The 18,485-nt window shown below is 53.9% G+C and carries 11 protein-coding genes and 3 rRNA genes; 7 read left to right on the forward strand and 7 right to left on the reverse strand.

Annotated elements, in window-relative coordinates:
* Nucleotides 1–27 precede the first annotated feature (27 nt).
* The 4 genes from AC1VYI_RS22520 to AC1VYI_RS22535 form a co-directional block, all read right to left on the reverse strand.
* A protein-coding gene (locus AC1VYI_RS22520) for an IS3-like element ISSen4 family transposase (RefSeq protein WP_087451024.1) occupies nucleotides 28–1,148 on the reverse strand; the annotation gives its coding sequence in 2 pieces (ribosomal slippage) (nucleotides 28–890 and nucleotides 890–1,148; 1,122 coding nt in all).
* Nucleotides 1,149–1,441: 293 nt separating this feature from the next.
* Nucleotides 1,442–1,557: ribosomal RNA gene (gene rrf, locus AC1VYI_RS22525) — 5S ribosomal RNA — on the reverse strand.
* Nucleotides 1,558–1,627: 70 nt separating this feature from the next.
* A 23S ribosomal RNA gene (locus tag AC1VYI_RS22530) occupies nucleotides 1,628–4,532 on the reverse strand.
* Nucleotides 4,533–4,740: 208 nt separating this feature from the next.
* Nucleotides 4,741–6,280, reverse strand: a 16S ribosomal RNA gene (locus AC1VYI_RS22535).
* The 16S, 23S and 5S rRNA genes sit together here, the layout of an rRNA operon.
* A 497-nt stretch (nucleotides 6,281–6,777) precedes the next feature.
* Here AC1VYI_RS22535 and AC1VYI_RS22540 point away from each other — a divergent pair.
* Nucleotides 6,778–7,731: a nickel/cobalt transporter gene (locus tag AC1VYI_RS22540; protein ID WP_126797471.1), complete on the forward strand. Its 954-nt coding sequence runs from the start codon at nucleotides 6,778–6,780 to the stop codon at nucleotides 7,729–7,731.
* Nucleotides 7,732–7,764: 33 nt separating this feature from the next.
* Here AC1VYI_RS22540 and proP read toward each other — a convergent pair whose 3' ends face one another.
* Nucleotides 7,765–9,267: a glycine betaine/L-proline transporter ProP gene (gene proP / locus AC1VYI_RS22545; protein ID WP_045355283.1), complete on the reverse strand. Its 1,503-nt coding sequence runs from the start codon at nucleotides 9,265–9,267 to the stop codon at nucleotides 7,765–7,767.
* 648 nt (nucleotides 9,268–9,915) lie between these two features.
* Here proP and kdgT point away from each other — a divergent pair.
* On the forward strand, nucleotides 9,916–10,908 hold the full coding sequence (kdgT, locus tag AC1VYI_RS22550; protein WP_023310099.1) for a 2-keto-3-deoxygluconate transporter: 993 nt from the start codon (nucleotides 9,916–9,918) through the stop codon (nucleotides 10,906–10,908).
* Between the two features lie 44 nt (nucleotides 10,909–10,952).
* Here kdgT and AC1VYI_RS22555 read toward each other — a convergent pair whose 3' ends face one another.
* Together AC1VYI_RS22555 and crfC are read right to left on the reverse strand one after the other, a co-directional pair.
* On the reverse strand, nucleotides 10,953–11,828 hold the full coding sequence (locus tag AC1VYI_RS22555; protein ID WP_023310098.1) for a diguanylate cyclase regulator RdcB family protein: 876 nt from the start codon (nucleotides 11,826–11,828) through the stop codon (nucleotides 10,953–10,955).
* The gene (crfC, locus tag AC1VYI_RS22560) at nucleotides 11,825–14,179 is read right to left on the reverse strand and encodes a clamp-binding protein CrfC (RefSeq protein ID WP_226483399.1); all 2,355 of its coding nucleotides are present in this window, start codon (nucleotides 14,177–14,179) and stop codon (nucleotides 11,825–11,827) included. The genes AC1VYI_RS22555 and crfC overlap by 4 nt, the downstream gene beginning before the upstream one ends.
* Nucleotides 14,180–14,774: 595 nt before the next feature.
* On the opposite strand from crfC, the gene AC1VYI_RS22565 reads away from it, so the two are divergent.
* From AC1VYI_RS22565 to phnE, 5 genes are all read left to right on the forward strand, one after another.
* Nucleotides 14,775–15,110 carry a zinc ribbon domain-containing protein YjdM gene (locus AC1VYI_RS22565; protein WP_023310096.1) on the forward strand — a complete coding sequence of 112 codons (336 nt, stop codon included), beginning with the start codon at nucleotides 14,775–14,777 and terminating at the stop codon, nucleotides 15,108–15,110.
* Between the two features lie 80 nt (nucleotides 15,111–15,190).
* Nucleotides 15,191–15,634 (forward strand): VOC family metalloprotein YjdN, encoded by a 444-nt coding sequence (yjdN, locus tag AC1VYI_RS22570; protein ID WP_045355279.1) that lies wholly within the window; start codon nucleotides 15,191–15,193, stop codon nucleotides 15,632–15,634.
* A gap of 173 nt (nucleotides 15,635–15,807) precedes the next feature.
* The gene (gene phnC / locus AC1VYI_RS22575; RefSeq protein ID WP_047173690.1) at nucleotides 15,808–16,596 is read left to right on the forward strand and encodes a phosphonate ABC transporter ATP-binding protein; all 789 of its coding nucleotides are present in this window, start codon (nucleotides 15,808–15,810) and stop codon (nucleotides 16,594–16,596) included.
* A 24-nt stretch (nucleotides 16,597–16,620) separates the two neighbouring features.
* Nucleotides 16,621–17,637, forward strand: a complete 1,017-nt coding sequence (gene phnD / locus AC1VYI_RS22580) for a phosphonate ABC transporter substrate-binding protein (RefSeq protein ID WP_045355278.1) — start codon at nucleotides 16,621–16,623, stop codon at nucleotides 17,635–17,637.
* A gap of 52 nt (nucleotides 17,638–17,689) precedes the next feature.
* Nucleotides 17,690–18,469 carry a phosphonate ABC transporter, permease protein PhnE gene (phnE, locus tag AC1VYI_RS22585; RefSeq protein ID WP_023310092.1) on the forward strand — a complete coding sequence of 260 codons (780 nt, stop codon included), beginning with the start codon at nucleotides 17,690–17,692 and terminating at the stop codon, nucleotides 18,467–18,469.
* The last annotated feature ends 16 nt before the right edge of the window (nucleotides 18,470–18,485 follow it).

An 18,485-nucleotide genomic window follows, 5' to 3' on the forward strand; every position in this document is an offset into this window, starting at 1 on the left:
ACCTGCCCCCACGATTAGATACAACACTCAGTTAGTAACGTCGGAATCTTCATTCTCAGAATGACCCTTTCTCCAGCCCGCTGCAAATTCAGACGGTGTCTGATAATTCAGCGTGGAGTGCGGGCGGCATTCGTTATAATCCTGCCGCCAGTCATTAATAATTTTCCTGGCATGAACGATATCGCTGAACCAGTGCTCATTCAAACATTCATCGCGAAATCGTCCGTTAAAGCTCTCAATAAATCCGTTCTGCGTTGGCTTGCCCGGCTGGATTAAGCGCAACTCAACACCATGCTCAAAGGCCCATTGATCCAGTGCACGGCAAGTGAACTCCGGCCCCTGGTCAGTTCTTATCGTCGCCGGATAGCCTCGAAACAGTGCAATGCTGTCCAGAATACGCGTGACCTGAACGCCTGAAATCCCAAAGGCAACAGTGACCGTCAGGCATTCCTTTGTGAAATCATCGACGCAGGTAAGACACTTGATCCTGCGACCGGTGGAAAGTGCGTCCATGACGAAATCCATCGACCAGGTCAGATTGGGCGCCGCCGGACGGAGCAGCGGCAGACGTTCTGTTGCCAGCCCTTTACGACGTCTTCTGCGTTTTACGCCCAGGCCACTGAGGTGATAAAGCCGGTACACGCGCTTATGATTAACATGAAGCCCTTCACGGCGCAGCAACTGCCAAATACGACGGTAGCCAAAACGCCTGCGCTCCAGTGCCAGCTCAGTGATGCGCCCTGATAAATGCGCATCAGCAGCCGGACGGTGAGCCTCATAGCGGCAAGTCGACAGGGATAAACCTGTAAGCCTGCAGGCACGACGTTGCGACAGACCGGTCGCATCACACATCAACATCACGGCTTCCCGCTTCTGGTCTGTCGTCAGTACTTTCGCCCAAGAGCCACCTGAAGCGCCTCTTTATCCAGCATGGCTTCGGCAAGCAGCTTCTTGAGTCTGGCGTTCTCTTCCTCAAGCGACTTCAGGCGCTTAACTTCAGGCACCTCCATACCGCCATACTTCTTACGCCAGGTGTAAAACGTGGCATCGGAAATGGCATGCTTGCGGCAGAGTTCACGGGCGGGTACCCCAGCTTCGGCTTCGCGGAGAATACTGATGATCTGTTCGTCGGAAAAACGCTTCTTCATGGGGATGTCCTCATGTGGCTTATGAAGACATTACTAACATCGGGGTGTACTAATCAACGGGGGGCAGGTCACCCAGCCTATGGCTGGGTTTTTGCTTTTCTGCGTTTATACATCCCTTCTTTGTATTCCTGTTTCTCTTTGCCGTGGGATCGTGCGGTCTGCGTTGCCGGATGGCGGCTTTGCCTTTTTCGGTCTACTGAGCCCGCAGGCCCGGCAAGCACAGCGCCAACGGACTTTTCTGCGCACAAAGCAAAAAACCCCGCACCTTTCGGTACGGGGTTCTTCTATTTGATGCCTGGCAGTTCCCTACTCTCACATGGGGAGACCCCACACTACCATCGGCGCTACGGCGTTTCACTTCTGAGTTCGGCATGGGGTCAGGTGGGACCACCGCGCTAAAGCCGCCAGGCAAATTCTGTTAATCTGTATCAGGCTGAAAATCGTTGTCTGTCTCTTCGCCGAAACAGCTTCGGCGTTGTAAGGTTAAGCCTCACGGTTCATTAGTATCGGTTAGCTCAACGCATCGCTGCGCTTACACACCCGACCTATCAACGTCGTCGTCTTCAACGTTCCTTCAGGACCCTTAAAGGGTCAGGGAGAACTCATCTCGGGGCAAGTTTCGTGCTTAGATGCTTTCAGCACTTATCTTTTCCGCATTTAGCTACCGGGCAGTGCCATTGGCATGACAACCCGAACACCAGTGATGCGTCCACTCCGGTCCTCTCGTACTAGGAGCAGCCCCCCTCAATTCTCCAGCGCCCACGGCAGATAGGGACCGAACTGTCTCACGACGTTCTAAACCCAGCTCGCGTACCACTTTAAATGGCGAACAGCCATACCCTTGGGACCTACTTCAGCCCCAGGATGTGATGAGCCGACATCGAGGTGCCAAACACCGCCGTCGATATGAACTCTTGGGCGGTATCAGCCTGTTATCCCCGGAGTACCTTTTATCCGTTGAGCGATGGCCCTTCCATTCAGAACCACCGGATCACTATGACCTGCTTTCGCACCTGCTCGAGCCGTCACTCTCGCAGTCAAGCTAGCTTATGCCATTGCACTAACCTCCTGATGTCCGACCAGGATTAGCTAACCTTCGTGCTCCTCCGTTACTCTTTGGGAGGAGACCGCCCCAGTCAAACTACCCACCAGACACTGTCCGCAACCCGGATCACGGGTCTACGTTAGAACACCAGCCATTAAAGGGTGGTATTTCAAGGACGGCTCCACGCAGACTGGCGTCCACGCTTCAAAGCCTCCCACCTATCCTACACATCAAGGACCAGTGTTCAGTGTCAAGCTATAGTAAAGGTTCACGGGGTCTTTCCGTCTTGCCGCGGGTGCACTGCATCTTCACAGCGAGTTCAATTTCACTGAGTCTCGGGTGGAGACAGCCTGGCCATCATTACGCCATTCGTGCAGGTCGGAACTTACCCGACAAGGAATTTCGCTACCTTAGGACCGTTATAGTTACGGCCGCCGTTTACCGGGGCTTCGATCAAGAGCTTCGCGTTGCCGCTAACCCCATCAATTAACCTTCCGGCACCGGGCAGGCGTCACACCGTATACGTCCACTTTCGTGTTTGCACAGTGCTGTGTTTTTAATAAACAGTTGCAGCCAGCTGGTATCTTCGACTGATTTCAGCTCCACCCGCAGGGGCTTCACCTACATATCAGCGTGCCTTCTCCCGAAGTTACGGCACCATTTTGCCTAGTTCCTTCACCCGAGTTCTCTCAAGCGCCTTGGTATTCTCTACCTGACCACCTGTGTCGGTTTGGGGTACGATTTCGTGTTACCTGATGCTTAGAGGCTTTTCCTGGAAGCAGGGCATTTGTTACTTCAGCACCGTAGTGCCTCGTCATCACACCTCAGCGTTAAAAGGTACCGGATTTACCTGGAACCTCCGCCTACATGCTTAAACCGGGACAACCGTCGCCCGGCTAACATAGCCTTCTCCGTCCCCCCTTCGCAGTAACACCAAGTACAGGAATATTAACCTGTTTCCCATCGACTACGCCTTTCGGCCTCGCCTTAGGGGTCGACTCACCCTGCCCCGATTAACGTTGGACAGGAACCCTTGGTCTTCCGGCGAGCGGGCTTTTCACCCGCTTTATCGTTACTTATGTCAGCATTCGCACTTCTGATACCTCCAGCATGCCTCACAGCACACCTTCAACGGCTTACAGAACGCTCCCCTACCCAACAACGCATACGCGTCGCTGCCGCAGCTTCGGTGCATGGTTTAGCCCCGTTACATCTTCCGCGCAGGCCGACTCGACCAGTGAGCTATTACGCTTTCTTTAAATGATGGCTGCTTCTAAGCCAACATCCTGGCTGTCTGTGCCTTCCCACATCGTTTCCCACTTAACCATGACTTTGGGACCTTAGCTGGCGGTCTGGGTTGTTTCCCTCTTCACGACGGACGTTAGCACCCGCCGTGTGTCTCCCGTGATAACATTCTTCGGTATTCGTAGTTTGCATCGGGTTGGTAAGCCGGGATGGCCCCCTAGCCGAAACAGTGCTCTACCCCCGAAGATGAGTTCACGAGGCGCTACCTAAATAGCTTTCGGGGAGAACCAGCTATCTCCCGGTTTGATTGGCCTTTCACCCCCAGCCACAAGTCATCCGCTAATTTTTCAACATTAGTCGGTTCGGTCCTCCAGTTAGTGTTACCCAACCTTCAACCTGCCCATGGCTAGATCACCGGGTTTCGGGTCTATACCCTGCAACTTAACGCCCAGTTAAGACTCGGTTTCCCTTCGGCTCCCCTATACGGTTAACCTTGCTACAGAATATAAGTCGCTGACCCATTATACAAAAGGTACGCAGTCACACCACGAAGGTGCTCCCACTGCTTGTACGTACACGGTTTCAGGTTCTTTTTCACTCCCCTCGCCGGGGTTCTTTTCGCCTTTCCCTCACGGTACTGGTTCACTATCGGTCAGTCAGGAGTATTTAGCCTTGGAGGATGGTCCCCCCATATTCAGACAGGATACCACGTGTCCCGCCCTACTCTTCGAGTTCACAGCCTGTGTGCTTTCGTGTACGGGACTGTCACCCTGTACCGTGCGACTTTCCAGACGCTTCCACTAACACACAAGCTGATTCAGACTCTGGGCTGCTCCCCGTTCGCTCGCCGCTACTGGGGGAATCTCGGTTGATTTCTTTTCCTCGGGGTACTTAGATGTTTCAGTTCCCCCGGTTCGCCTCGTTAACCTATGTATTCAGTTAACGATAGTGCAACGAATTGCACTGGGTTTCCCCATTCGGACATCGCCGGGTCAAAGGTTCATATCACCTCGCCGGCGCTTTTCGCAGATTAGCACGTCCTTCATCGCCTCTGACTGCCAGGGCATCCACCGTGTACGCTTAGTCGCTTAACCTCACAACCCGAAGATGTTTCTTTCGATTCACCATCGACTTGCGAAAATTTGAGAGACTCGAACACACCATTAAGATGTGTCGTTTCAATTTTCAGCTTGATCCAGATTTTTAAAGAACAAAACTTCTTAATGCACTCAAAAGTACATTCAGAAGTTCATCATTCATCAGACAATCTGTGTGGACACTACAAAGGCAGGTTCTTTAAGGTAAGGAGGTGATCCAACCGCAGGTTCCCCTACGGTTACCTTGTTACGACTTCACCCCAGTCATGAATCACAAAGTGGTAAGCGCCCTCCCGAAGGTTAAGCTACCTACTTCTTTTGCAACCCACTCCCATGGTGTGACGGGCGGTGTGTACAAGGCCCGGGAACGTATTCACCGTAGCATTCTGATCTACGATTACTAGCGATTCCGACTTCATGGAGTCGAGTTGCAGACTCCAATCCGGACTACGACGCACTTTATGAGGTCCGCTTGCTCTCGCGAGGTCGCTTCTCTTTGTATGCGCCATTGTAGCACGTGTGTAGCCCTACTCGTAAGGGCCATGATGACTTGACGTCATCCCCACCTTCCTCCAGTTTATCACTGGCAGTCTCCTTTGAGTTCCCGGCCTAACCGCTGGCAACAAAGGATAAGGGTTGCGCTCGTTGCGGGACTTAACCCAACATTTCACAACACGAGCTGACGACAGCCATGCAGCACCTGTCTCAGAGTTCCCGAAGGCACCAAAGCATCTCTGCTAAGTTCTCTGGATGTCAAGAGTAGGTAAGGTTCTTCGCGTTGCATCGAATTAAACCACATGCTCCACCGCTTGTGCGGGCCCCCGTCAATTCATTTGAGTTTTAACCTTGCGGCCGTACTCCCCAGGCGGTCGACTTAACGCGTTAGCTCCGGAAGCCACGCCTCAAGGGCACAACCTCCAAGTCGACATCGTTTACGGCGTGGACTACCAGGGTATCTAATCCTGTTTGCTCCCCACGCTTTCGCACCTGAGCGTCAGTCTTTGTCCAGGGGGCCGCCTTCGCCACCGGTATTCCTCCAGATCTCTACGCATTTCACCGCTACACCTGGAATTCTACCCCCCTCTACAAGACTCTAGCCTGCCAGTTTCGAATGCAGTTCCCAGGTTGAGCCCGGGGATTTCACATCCGACTTGACAGACCGCCTGCGTGCGCTTTACGCCCAGTAATTCCGATTAACGCTTGCACCCTCCGTATTACCGCGGCTGCTGGCACGGAGTTAGCCGGTGCTTCTTCTGCGGGTAACGTCAATCGCTGAGGTTATTAACCTCAACGCCTTCCTCCCCGCTGAAAGTACTTTACAACCCGAAGGCCTTCTTCATACACGCGGCATGGCTGCATCAGGCTTGCGCCCATTGTGCAATATTCCCCACTGCTGCCTCCCGTAGGAGTCTGGACCGTGTCTCAGTTCCAGTGTGGCTGGTCATCCTCTCAGACCAGCTAGGGATCGTCGCCTAGGTGAGCCGTTACCCCACCTACTAGCTAATCCCATCTGGGCACATCTGATGGCAAGAGGCCCGAAGGTCCCCCTCTTTGGTCTTGCGACGTTATGCGGTATTAGCTACCGTTTCCAGTAGTTATCCCCCTCCATCAGGCAGTTTCCCAGACATTACTCACCCGTCCGCCGCTCGTCACCCGAGAGCAAGCTCTCTGTGCTACCGCTCGACTTGCATGTGTTAGGCCTGCCGCCAGCGTTCAATCTGAGCCATGATCAAACTCTTCAATTTAAGTTTGATGCTCGTGAATTAAACTTCGTAATGAATTACGTATGTTCACTCAGAGACTTGGTATTCATTTATTGTCCGAAGACATTAAGAATCCATGTCACTTTGAGTGCCCACACAGATTGTCTGATAAATTGTTAAAGAGCAGTGCAACGCGGCTTTCGCTCACCGTTGCGAGGTGGCGTATATTACGCTTTCCTCTTTCAGAGTCAACCCGTTATTTCAGGATTTTTTCTCTTCAACCGAACCGCTTGTTGTGTGAAGTGATTCACATCCGCCGTGTCGATGGAGGCGCATTATAGGGAGTTATCAGCTGGCCGCAACCGCTAAATGTCAGAAAAATGACTGACTGCTGCATTCCACAGCAAAACCCCGCCTTATACCCTTTTATGCACAAAGTTATCCACAATCATGAGCGGATCACGATGCGATCCCACGAATTGAGCGAGAAGATCAACTATACTAGCGGCAAATATTCTCCTCAGTGCAGGCCCACCCTCATGACCACACAACGCCTCGCCCGCGACTGGCGTCTCCCTACAGCAGGGGTGATGCTGCTGGCACTCCTCTTTGCCGGTTTTACCCTGCATGCGCACTGGAACGCCTTTATCCAGTGGTGCCTCGCCACGCAAATTACGCTGCACCGCTATCTGGTGATGTATCTGCTGCAGCTTAATAATCACCAGTACAGCGGCGGATTATGGCTGTTAACAGGGGCTTTCCTTTATGGTGTCCTTCACGCCATCGGACCCGGACACGGAAAGTTCATCGTGACGACCTATCTGACCACCAATAAGGAAAGCGAGCTGGCCGCCCGGGTCGTCCCCTTCCTGGGTAGCCTGATGCAGGGCGTCAGCGCCATTCTGTTTGTCTTTATTCTGGCGGTGGGGTTTAACCTCGCCTCCGGAGATATCAGTACCAGCCGCTGGTACGTGGAGAAGATAAGCGCAGTGCTTATTGGTGCATTCGGTGCTTTTGTCATTTATCAGGCGCTGAAGAGCCTGCGCCCGCGCAGGATGTCTATCTCCGCCATCAAGCCTCTTCATCAGCACGATGAACACTGTGGCTGCGGCCATCACGGCGTAGGTACAGACCTGACGCAGGGCGACTGGAAAACCCGTCTGGGCGTGATTCTGGCAATTGGCGCACGCCCGTGCAGCGGGGCGATCATGATTCTGATGTTTTCGAATGCGCTGGGCATTGTCACCTGGGGAGTGGCCGCGGTCATGACCATGTCTTTGGGCACCGCACTTTCTATTGTGGGGCTTTCCCTGGCTGTACGTTACGCCCGCGAGCGCACGGTGACCTGGTTCGGAGAAAGCGCCTCATTAAGATGGCTGGTGCCAGCAGTCAAAATAGCCGGAGGGATAGTCCTGATCCTGTTTGCGACGGTGCTGTTCCTGACGGTGATCCCCGTCAGCGCCAATGGCGACTACATCGCTGCCGGATGCTAATAAAAGAAAACCCGCCGTTGGCGGGTTTCTTTATTACTCGTTGATGCGTGGATGCTGGTCCACCAGTCGGGAGCGTTTTTTCTGTAGCTCTTCAATCTCTGCGTCAATATCCTCAATCTTCTGCTCTACGTTATCGTAGTGCTCGCGCAGGATCTCTTTCGCTTCCTGGATGTCAGACGCCGCAGGCGTTGCACCTTTCAGAGGACGGTTCGCCGTCTCCTTCATGGTAAGACCGGTAATCAAACCAATCACCGCAATCACCATCAGGTAATAAGCCGGCATCATCAGGTTCTGCGTGCTCTCGACCAGCGAGGCGGCAAGCGTCGGGGTCAGACCGGCAATCAGCACCGAGATGTTAAAGGCCGCGGCCAGCGCGCTGTAGCGAATATGCGTCGGGAACATCGCGGGCAACGTTGAGGCCATCACCCCGATAAAGCAGTTAAGGATCACCGCCAGCATCAGCAGACCGGCAAAAATCAGCCCCAGCACATCACTGTTAATCAGAATGAATGCCGGAATTGCCAGAGCAAACAGCGCAACGCTTCCCAGAATAATGAACGGTCGACGACCAAAACGGTCACTCAACAGACCCATAATCGGCTGCACAAACAGCATACCCACCATGATGGCGATAATAATCAGCACACCGTGATCTTCCGAGTAGTGCAGGTTATGCGACAGATAGCTCGGCATGTAGGTCAAGAGCATGTAGTAGGTCACGTTGGTCGAAATCACCAGACCAATACAGGTCAGCAGGCTGCGCCAGTGTTTAGTGGCAATCTCTTTGAACGACACCTTCGGACCATCCTGCAGCCCTTCGCGGTCACCCTGCTCAAGTTTATCGACGTGCTGCTGGAAGGCAGGCGTCTCTTCCAGCGCATGACGCAGGTAGAGGCCAATAATCCCCAGCGGCAATGCCAGGAAGAACGGAATACGCCAGCCCCAGTCGAGGAAGTTATCTTCACCAACCACGGTTGAAATCAACACCACGACGCCCGCCCCCAGGACAAACCCGGCAATCGAGCCGAAGTCCAGCCAGCTTCCCATAAAACCGCGCTTACGGTCCGGGGAATACTCGGCAACGAAGATCGAGGCACCGGTATATTCACCGCCTACGGAGAAGCCCTGGGCCATCTTACAAATCAGCAGGAGAATGGGTGCCCAAATGCCGATGGTGGCGTAAGACGGTATAAGGCCGATACAGAATGTACTGATCGACATAATGACGATGGTGATGGCCAGGATCTTCTGACGACCATATTTATCGCCGAGCATACCGAAGAACAGACCGCCCAGCGGGCGAATCAGGAAGGGAACGGAGAACGTACCCAGTGCGGCGATCATCTGCAGGCTGGGATCGGCCCCGGGGAAAAACACTTTACCTAACGCATAGGCCACAAAGCCGTAGACACCAAAATCGAACCATTCCATCGCATTACCGAGCGAGGCTGCGGTAATCGCTTTACGCAGCTTTGCGTCATCAATAATGGTGACGTCGCGAAGCGTGATGGGTTTAATCTTTTTCCTTCTCAGCATAGCTATCCTCGTTGACTCGGCCCTGTCTGTTTCACAGTCCAGTTAGCGTTCTGTGAACCATGGGATCCGCTCCATGCGAATCGCCTTATTCAAGCGTAGCAGGTTTACTTACATTGACGTTTTACGTCGATACAACCGAACCTGTTGACGCCTGCCTGGGCAGTTAATGACCTTTTTACCCTACCAGCGTTTATATTTGTGATCAACTTCACACATATTTTCGCGTCTCGTCAACTCAGTCCAATTTTTGTCAAGGAGTGCAAATAAGCACTTCCTTACCCCACCTAAAGGACATCCTCCCGCGCGTCATTATTTCTTTCTTAACGGAAAAACAAACCACGTTAATTCACATCAGGTTTACATAAATCTTCATCAACAGGAACCGGCCTCAGGTTTTACGTTGAATATGTGATACGGATAACTAAAACAATGTTTTATTTTAATTGAATCGGTATTCCAATGATCGCATCATAAATCCGAATTCAGCGTTTTATGTGTTTCAGAAAAAGGTTAATTGAGAGCACGCATTTAATTTTGTTGCAGGGCTTTCGAAAAAACACCGCAAGCAATACGAGCAATCGGTTGAATTTATTGACTAATTTCTAACACCTATCACCCGTCCTGCGGGATCCGATGTGAGGTTTGTCTATGAAGATTAAAGCCACGATAGAACGTATACCCGGCGGCATGATGCTGGTTCCGCTGGTGCTGGGCGCCATCCTGAATACTCTTGCTCCCGATACCGGAGCCTATTTCGGTGGTTTCACAAAAGGCATGATAACAGGCACGGTTCCCATTCTTGCCGTCTGGTTTTTTTGTATCGGCGCATCCATTAATTTGCGGGCAACGGGGACAGTATTACGGAAATCCGGAACGCTGGTGATAACCAAAATAGCGGTAGCCTGGGCGGTGGCAATGATATGCGCGATGTTCATTCCGGAGAATGGAATTCAGACCGGGTTCTTTGCGGGTTTATCGGTCCTGGCGATTGTCTCGGCGATGGATATGACCAACGGTGGATTGTACGCCAGCCTGATGAACCAGTACGGAACGAAAGAAGAGTCCGGCGCATTTGTGTTAATGTCTCTGGAGTCCGGCCCATTGATGACGATGCTGATCCTGGGGTCTGCTGGCCTGGCCTCGTTTGAACCGCACCACTTTGTCGGCGCAATCCTGCCCTTCCTGGTCGGTTTCGCCCTTGGCAATCTCGACCGCGATCTGCGTGATTTCTTCAGCAAAGCCACGCCGGTGCTGATCCCGTTCTTCGGTTTCGCACTGGGGAACACCATCAACCTGAAGGTCATTCTCGATACCGGCCTGCTGGGCATTGTGCTGGGTGTCGCCGTGATCGTCATCACCGGTATTCCGCTGATTATTGCCGACCGCGTAATCGGAGGAGGAAACGGCACGGCCGGCGTCGCCGCCTCTTCAGCCGCGGGGGCTGCTGTTGCAAACCCGGTGATTATCGCCCAAATTAACCCGGCCTTCGAACCGGTCGCCGCTTCAGCGACGGCGCTGGTTGCCGCGAGCGTAATTGTCACCGCGATTCTGGTCCCCATCATCACGGCGCTGTATGCAAAACGCTACGGGAATATGCAAGAGACCCTGCCTGAACCGAAGCCGATAGAAATGAATCATTAACACACCACACCATTCCCTCTCCCGACGGGGAGAGGGTGAGGGATTTACCCAAAAATCTCTTCCACCATCCCGTCCACCAGCCGTTTTGCCGAACAAAGCCTCGGCATACCCAGCGCGACGGTCTGCCAGTTTTGCGTCACTGACCAGCTCACCGGATGTTGATCCGCCTGACACCAGTCCCCCAGCCAGCCCAGCATGTCTTTATGATCGATTAAACCCGGAGAGGCCGGCGTTGTCAGCCACTGGTGATAGAAATGGCGGGTCGTGGGGGACGCATTGATGCCCTGTGCCAGATAGTTAGCCGCCATGCTGCGCAGGTTATCCTTAAGCATTGCCGCCACATCTTCATTCGCGAGACGGCATGCGTCACCAAATGCCCCCCAGCGCAGCTCTTCCAGGACGATAAAACAGCGCCCGGCCAGCGACCAGCCATCATAATGCCCGGCCCGCCAGCGGGTAAAAATCTGCTCGCTGTGCTCACCCGCCTGCACCGTCAGCCCGCGCTGGGTTAGCGCCTTCTCTTTATATGCGGCGCGTTGGGTAAAATGAGAGGCGAGTTCAGCGTACTGCTGCATCAGCCCCGGGGGCTGCTGGGCGCGCGGGTGAGTCTGCTGGCGCAAAGCAATCAGTTTCTCTGCCATCAGCGTCAGCGCGAGATGGCCCGGGTCAAGCATGCCGGCCAGTTTTTCCGCCAGCCCCAGGCGCAGCGCTGCATTTTCATTGAGCATACCCGCCATCGCCCAGGGGCGTAGCCGGGTATGCGTCATGATTTCCTGAGTCAAACGCTCACGAAACTGAAGCTGTTGTGGTCCCAGGTGAGAATGACGCGCCGCGTCCACTCCCTGCACCAGATCGACCATAAATTTTGGATTAATACACTCCAGCGTTCGCCCGGGACCGTCCAGTAGTGGTGTTGTCATGGTTGCTCTGCCGCGAATAGAGTTTGAATATCATCGCGTAACAGTCGGGTATCTTCCTGTATCCACGTCGCAGTCGTAATACTTTGCTTCAACAGCTGGCAGAGCGCTCGGGTTGAATGCTCATTCTGTTGACGTACTGCGAGGCTATCACGCAAGCTTTCCTGTAATCCGGTCAGGCACAGCGAAAATTCTGCAAAGAACGTCGCCATTCCTGCCGTAACAGAGACATCGACCTGCGCGGACAAAGCTTTACGTATTTGTTCACAAAACAGCTCAATATGTTGCTTAAATTTGTCATGTAGCTGCGCAATATCGATAACATAGCGCGTGCGCGTTTCCACATACTCATCCCAGCCCCAGCCCGGATTATTGAGCCAGCGAGAGACCGTTTCTCGCATGCTGCTCCCGCCTGATGGCGGACCTGCCAGGCTGTCATCCTGCGCTATCGCATCGTTAAACAGCGCCCGCGTGTTGAAGTTGAGGTGGTGAGCCTGAAACGCCGGGAAACTGATTCGCGCCCGAAAACCCGCATGGCTCAGATGCTCTTTAATACGCGTTTCGATGGGGCGCATGGCTTCGTTCAGGGAACGCGCCAGCGTAGATTCAAGCTGGTCGAAGCGTAACGCCAGCTCCCGGCAGATTTTCGTCTGTGCATCCAGCATCACCCGTTCGCAGGAGGAGCGGATTTTACTTAGCGCGATCTGCGCCTTCCCTTCATCGTCCAGAACCAGCTGCTTCAGCTCGTTCGGCTCGTCACCGTGAGGGTTCTGCCGATCGATGCCAGCCAAATCATGAATATGCTGAGCGCTGAACACCTCGCCAATCGCCTGGTTAAGCGCGGATTTTTGCGCTCCCATAAAGTCCGCGGTAGCGTTCAGCGCCTCCTCAACTTCATGTTTCACCTCATCGCTCACCACGCTCTGACGCGTCTTGAGAAGCGCCATATCCTCTTCCAGACGTGCGATATTCAGTTCCAGCGCCTCAAAGGCAACCGTCAGCCCCTGATAGCGGAAGTCGAGGTACTCCCGGGCATTTTGTGCGTAGTTGAGCAGCTTGTGCGAGGCCGAACGCAGCGCGTATAGCGAGGCATTGGCATAGGCGGCGTAGATCAGCTTGCGTATCGGTTGTTCGAAAAGCGAATCTTCCCAGAGCAAATCGGCAGAATAACGAATATGGTCGATATCGTCCAGGTCCGCCGTACGCCAGCGCCGCCCAAGCGCCGCTTCGGCAAAATCCTGCACCCAGGGTTGCTCCTGATGATCCGGCAGTTGTCCGTGGGTACTCATCTCGTAGCGAGCGCGGTTTGCCAGATAGGCCCACATGGACGAAACGGGGTAGATCTGGCCAGGCGAAATATTGCCTTTCATTAAGGTGCCGGAGATCATCGCCCGGATCTGCTCTTCATCGTCGCTATTGCGATCTTTCTGATCGAATTTATTGACCAGGGCATACAGCGGCACGGATTTTCCCGCCGCAGAAATGGCCTGGCGGACTTCTTCATCAGAGATGGATTTAAGCTGGGTATAATCCATCACGGCCAGCACCGCCGACGCGCGGGACAACTGCTCGCTGAGCATTTTTTGCAGATGCGGCTGTCCGGCCTCATTCGGCCCGGGCGTATCGAGCAGCGTCAGCTGTCCGAGGTGAGCATCCAGACCCGCAAGATGCACGAACTCCACTTCAATCACCGGAATATGTTCGATGGCGGCGTGTTCAGAGAAGGGAAACTCCACGCCTAACGCCTGGGAAAGCCTCACCAGGTCATTGAGGCTTTTCAGACAATGAAATATCGGCTGCGCGCCCAGGTGATGCTTCTCAAAAGCCTCTCCTTTTTCAATGCGCTCCAGCAGCGTATTCATGTCTTTATCAATTTCCAGATGCTGAGCCAGCTTTCCGCGATCGTAATCGCATAGCTTTTTCTGTAGCAGTTGGATCAATTCATCAATGGGCGAGGCATGTGAGAAATGCAGCACCGGCTCCTTCTGGCCCGGCGTGTGGCGAATCAGGGTCGGGAGCGCCGTCATCGGACGATTGCGGTTCGGCAACACTTCGGTCCCTACAATCGCATTAATGGTGGTCGATTTTCCCGCTTTCATGGTGCCCACAATAGCCAGGACCATTTCCAGCCGGGTTATTTTTCGTAATTCATTATTCAGCATCGCCTGCTGCGCTTCGACACCGCGCGCGCTAAAATGCAAAGGTAAAACGTTGTTCTTTTCACCCGTAATAGCAGCCGCGGTGCTCTCCAGCATCGCAGTCGGCATTGATTTCAACGTATCAAGGTTTTGCAGGGCGAGCTGTAACAAACGCTCAGCTTCCTGGCTTAATTCAAAAATGGTCTGTGTGTGCATGATAAAAGCCTTTCCTTAACGCAAATTTATTACTTTTATTAAGCCACTGGTATTAATTATGTTGTTCAGGCTTATATGATCACGTGTGGAAAACATGTTCGCCGAAATATAACTGATTGATGATAATCAGAAATAATTCGCTATCCTTGCATGGCGTGTATAGCTCCCCTCCTGGCCTGAAGGCCAAAGGAAAAAAGCGTAGCCCAATTTTAAGAAACTTCAGGATATATCATCATTATTTACCCACCTAAAAAGAGAGGTAATACGCCCCTGCCAAAAGATATGGATGGCAGCGAAGTCAGGAGATAAATAACAATGTGTCGCTTCACCTTATCCGAAATGAAGGAGCGTAGCAATTTGCTGCAATAAAATATTCGATATATTTAGCGTCATTTCTTCCCACCGTGTTAATGAGGTAAGCATCGCTTAACTGACTGACAGGAAGTGTCACTCCCGATACGCTTTTTGCATTTTTTTAATTCACAATGTCACCGACAAACGTGTGGATTTGCGCTATACTTGCCGCCTTTTTCGGCACGCTGCCGTCATTTAGCTGGCACTTTCCAGCGCGTTTACACTTTTTGAGGATACCGATATGTCACTCCCACACTGCCCAAAATGCAATTCTGAATACACCTATGAAGATAATGGCATGTTCATCTGCCCGGAATGCGCTCACGAATGGAACGATGCCGAACCATCACACGATGCTGATGCACTTGTCGTAAAAGATGCGAACGGCAATTTGCTGGCGGACGGCGACAGCGTAACCGTGATTAAAGATCTGAAAGTGAAAGGCAGTTCTTCCATGCTGAAGATCGGCACCAAAGTGAAGAATATCCGTCTGGTTGAAGGCGATCATAATATCGACTGCAAAATTGACGGCTTCGGTCCGATGAAGCTGAAATCAGAGTTCGTGAAAAAGAACTGATTTACCCGCCCGGTGGCGCTTCGCTTACCGGGCTTTCGGGAACTACACTTAACGGGCTTTTCTTACGTGAGGTAAAGATTATGCCGTTAAGTCCCTACATCTCCTTCGCCGGCAACTGTGCAGAAGCCACTTCTTTCTACCAGCAAGCCGTCGGCGCAGAGCTTCTCTATAAAATCACCTTCGGCGAAATGCCAAAAAGCGATAACAGCGAAGAAGGCTGTCCGTCCGGTATGCAATTTCCGGATTCGGCTATCGCTCACTCCAACGTCCGCATTGCGGGCAGCGATATCATGATGAGCGACGGGATGCCGCCGGGCAGCAACGCGCAGTACGCGGGCTTCACGCTGGTACTCGATACTCAGGACGTTAATGAAGGCAAGCGCTGGTTCGACAACCTCGCCGCGGGCGGGAATATCGAAATGGCCTGGCAGGAAACCTTCTGGGCACACGGTTTCGGTAAAGTCACCGATAAATACGGCGTGCCGTGGATGATTAACGTTGTTAAGCAGCAACAAACGCCTTAGGCCGGATAAGCGCAGCGCAGCAGGCAACAGCGCCCGGTGGCGCTGCGCTGACCGGGCCTACGGTGATTGTCATCGAATTCCCCTCAACTCTTCAAACTCCCGCAATCCAGACTTAACCCAAATGTCACATTGATGCGCCAGCATGAGGCCACATTTATCGTGAGGCCCAGCACATGCAAACCGTCATCCGCGTCGAGAAACTGAGCAAAACCTTCAATCATAATAAGGCTCTGCATGCCGTTGATCTGACCGTCCAGCAGGGCGAAATGGTGGCGCTGCTGGGGCCATCCGGTTCCGGTAAATCCACCCTTCTGCGTCATTTAAGCGGTCTTATCACCTGCGATAAAACGCCGGAAAGCCACGTCGAGCTGCTGGGCAATACCGTGCAGCGCGCGGGGCGTCTCGCCAGCGATATCCGCAAGAGCCGCGCCCGGACGGGCTACATCTTCCAGCAGTTCAACCTGGTGAACCGCCTGACGGTGCTGGAGAACGTGCTGATTGGCGCGCTCGGCAGCACCCCGTTCTGGCGCACCTGTCTGCGCTGGTTCTCCCCTTCCCAGAAGCAGGAAGCCTTACAGGCGCTGACCCGCGTCGGCATGGCGCATTTTGCCCACCAGCGCGTCTCCACCCTGTCCGGTGGACAACAGCAGCGCGTCGCCATTGCCCGCGCCCTGATGCAAAAAGCGCAAATCATTCTCGCAGACGAACCCATTGCCTCGCTGGACCCGGAGTCCGCCCGCATCGTGATGGAAACCCTGCGCGACATTAACCAGAACGACGGTATCACCGTGGTGGTCACGCTGCATCAGGTGGATTACGCCCTGCGCTACTGCGAACGCATTGTCGCCCTGCGTCAGGGACATGTGTTCTTTGATGGCGCGAGCCATCAGTTTGATAACGAACGTTTTGACCATCTCTACCGCAGCATTAACCGCGTCGAAGAGAACGCGCAGGCTGCTTAATTAAACCCGATCCGAGGAAAGTACATGAGCTACAAAGCCGTTGCCGCGCTGGCCTTTACCAGCATGTTCAGCCTCAGCACCCTGTTAAGCCCGGCGTATGCACAAGAGCAGGAAAAAGCGCTGAACTTCGGCATTATTTCGACGGAATCACAGCAGAATCTGAAGCCTCAGTGGGAACCGTTCCTGAAAGATATGGAAACCAGGCTGGGAATCAAAGTGAACGCCTTCTTCGCCCCGGACTACGCGGGCATCATCCAGGGGATGCGCTTTAATAAAGTGGACATCGCCTGGTACGGCAACCTCTCCGCCATGGAAGCGGTGGACCGCGCGAACGGCCAGGTCTTTGCCCAGACCGTCGCGGCAGATGGATCCCCGGGCTACTGGAGCGTGCTGATCGTGAATAAAGACAGCCCGATCAACAACCTCAACGACATGCTCGCCAAACGCAAAGAGCTGACCTTCGGCAACGGCGACCCGAACTCCACCTCCGGCTACCTTGTCCCCGGCTACTACGTCTTCGCCAAAAACAACGCCTCCGCCAGCGACTTCAAACGCACGGTGAACGCCAGCCACGAAACCAACGCTCTGGCCGTGGCCAACAAGCAGGTGGACGTTGCTACCAACAACACCGAGAACCTCGACAAGCTGAAAACTTCCGCGCCGGACAAGCTGAAAGAGATCAAGGTTATCTGGAAATCGCCGCTGATCCCGGGCGACCCGATCGTCTGGCGTAAAAACCTGTCCGAAAACACCAAGGATAAGGTGTACGACTTCTTTATGACCTATGGCAAAACGCCGGAAGAGAAAGCGGTCCTGGCGCGCCTGGGCTGGGCACCGTTCCGCCCGTCAAGCGACCTGCAGCTGGTCCCGATTCGCCAGCTGGCGCTGTTTAAAGAGATGCAGGGCGTGAAGGACAACAAAGGGCTGAAGGACGAGGAGAAGACCAGCAAAGTGGCCGCAATTGAGGCACAGCTGGAAGACCTCGATCGCCTGACCGCCGCACTCGGTGCGATGACGAGCGTGAATAAAGCGGTGCAGTAGTGCCTTTCTCCCTCTCCCTCAGGGAGAGGGGACTAAACCCAAAGGAGCCAACATGCAAACCATCACCCTCCCGCCGCCGAAGCGCAGCTGGTTCTCGCTCATAAGCTGGGCCATCCTGCTGGCGGTGCTGGTTATCTCCTGGAAGGGCGCGGAAATGGATCCGCTGCTGCTCTTCAAGGACGCGGGCAACATGGCGACCTTCGCCGCCGACTTCTTCCCGCCGGACTTCAGCCAGTGGCAGGACTATCTCAGCGAAATGGCGGTCACCCTGCAAATCGCCGTCTGGGGCACCGCCCTTGCCGTCGTTCTCTCTATTCCCTTTGGCCTGATGAGCGCCGAAAACATCGTGCCGTGGTGGATATACCAGCCGATGCGTCGCCTGATGGACGCCTGTCGCGCCATCAATGAAATGGTCTTTGCGATGCTGTTCGTGGTCGCCGTCGGCCTGGGTCCGTTCGCCGGCGTGATGGCACTGTTCATCCACACCACCGGCGTGCTCTCCAAGCTGCTTTCTGAAGCGGTCGAAGCCATTGAGCCCGGCCCGGTGGAAGGCATCCGCGCAACGGGCGCCAACAAAATCGAAGAGATCCTTTACGGCGTCCTGCCGCAGGTTATGCCGCTCCTGATCTCCTACTCCCTGTACCGCTTTGAGTCCAACGTCCGCTCCGCGACGGTGGTCGGTATGGTTGGCGCAGGCGGGATTGGCGTCACCCTGTGGGAAGCGATTCGCGGTTTTCAGTTCCAGCAAACCTGCGCCCTGATGGTGCTCATCATCGTCACCGTCAGCCTGCTGGATTTCCTCTCTCAACGTTTGCGTAAGCACTTCATCTGAGAAGCGAGGCTTTGTT

The sequence above is a fragment of the Enterobacter sp. QK-SA4 genome, from assembly GCF_056856775.1.

Bases quoted from the DNA above. Each gene is read 5' to 3' on its own strand.
- yjdN (WP_045355279.1), top strand. From the start codon at position 15,191: ATGCCGTTAAGTCCCTACATCTCCTTCGCCGGCAACTGTGCAGAAGCC.
- proP (WP_045355283.1), bottom strand. From the start codon at position 9,267: ATGCTGAGAAGGAAAAAGATTAAACCCATCACGCTTCGCGACGTCACC.
- AC1VYI_RS22555 (WP_023310098.1), bottom strand. From the start codon at position 11,828: ATGACAACACCACTACTGGACGGTCCCGGGCGAACGCTGGAGTGTATT.
- AC1VYI_RS22540 (WP_126797471.1), top strand. From the start codon at position 6,778: ATGACCACACAACGCCTCGCCCGCGACTGGCGTCTCCCTACAGCAGGG.
- phnD (WP_045355278.1), top strand. From the start codon at position 16,621: ATGAGCTACAAAGCCGTTGCCGCGCTGGCCTTTACCAGCATGTTCAGC.
- phnE (WP_023310092.1), top strand. From the start codon at position 17,690: ATGCAAACCATCACCCTCCCGCCGCCGAAGCGCAGCTGGTTCTCGCTC.
- kdgT (WP_023310099.1), top strand. From the start codon at position 9,916: ATGAAGATTAAAGCCACGATAGAACGTATACCCGGCGGCATGATGCTG.
- phnC (WP_047173690.1), top strand. From the start codon at position 15,808: ATGCAAACCGTCATCCGCGTCGAGAAACTGAGCAAAACCTTCAATCAT.
- AC1VYI_RS22565 (WP_023310096.1), top strand. From the start codon at position 14,775: ATGTCACTCCCACACTGCCCAAAATGCAATTCTGAATACACCTATGAA.
- crfC (WP_226483399.1), bottom strand. From the start codon at position 14,179: ATGCACACACAGACCATTTTTGAATTAAGCCAGGAAGCTGAGCGTTTG.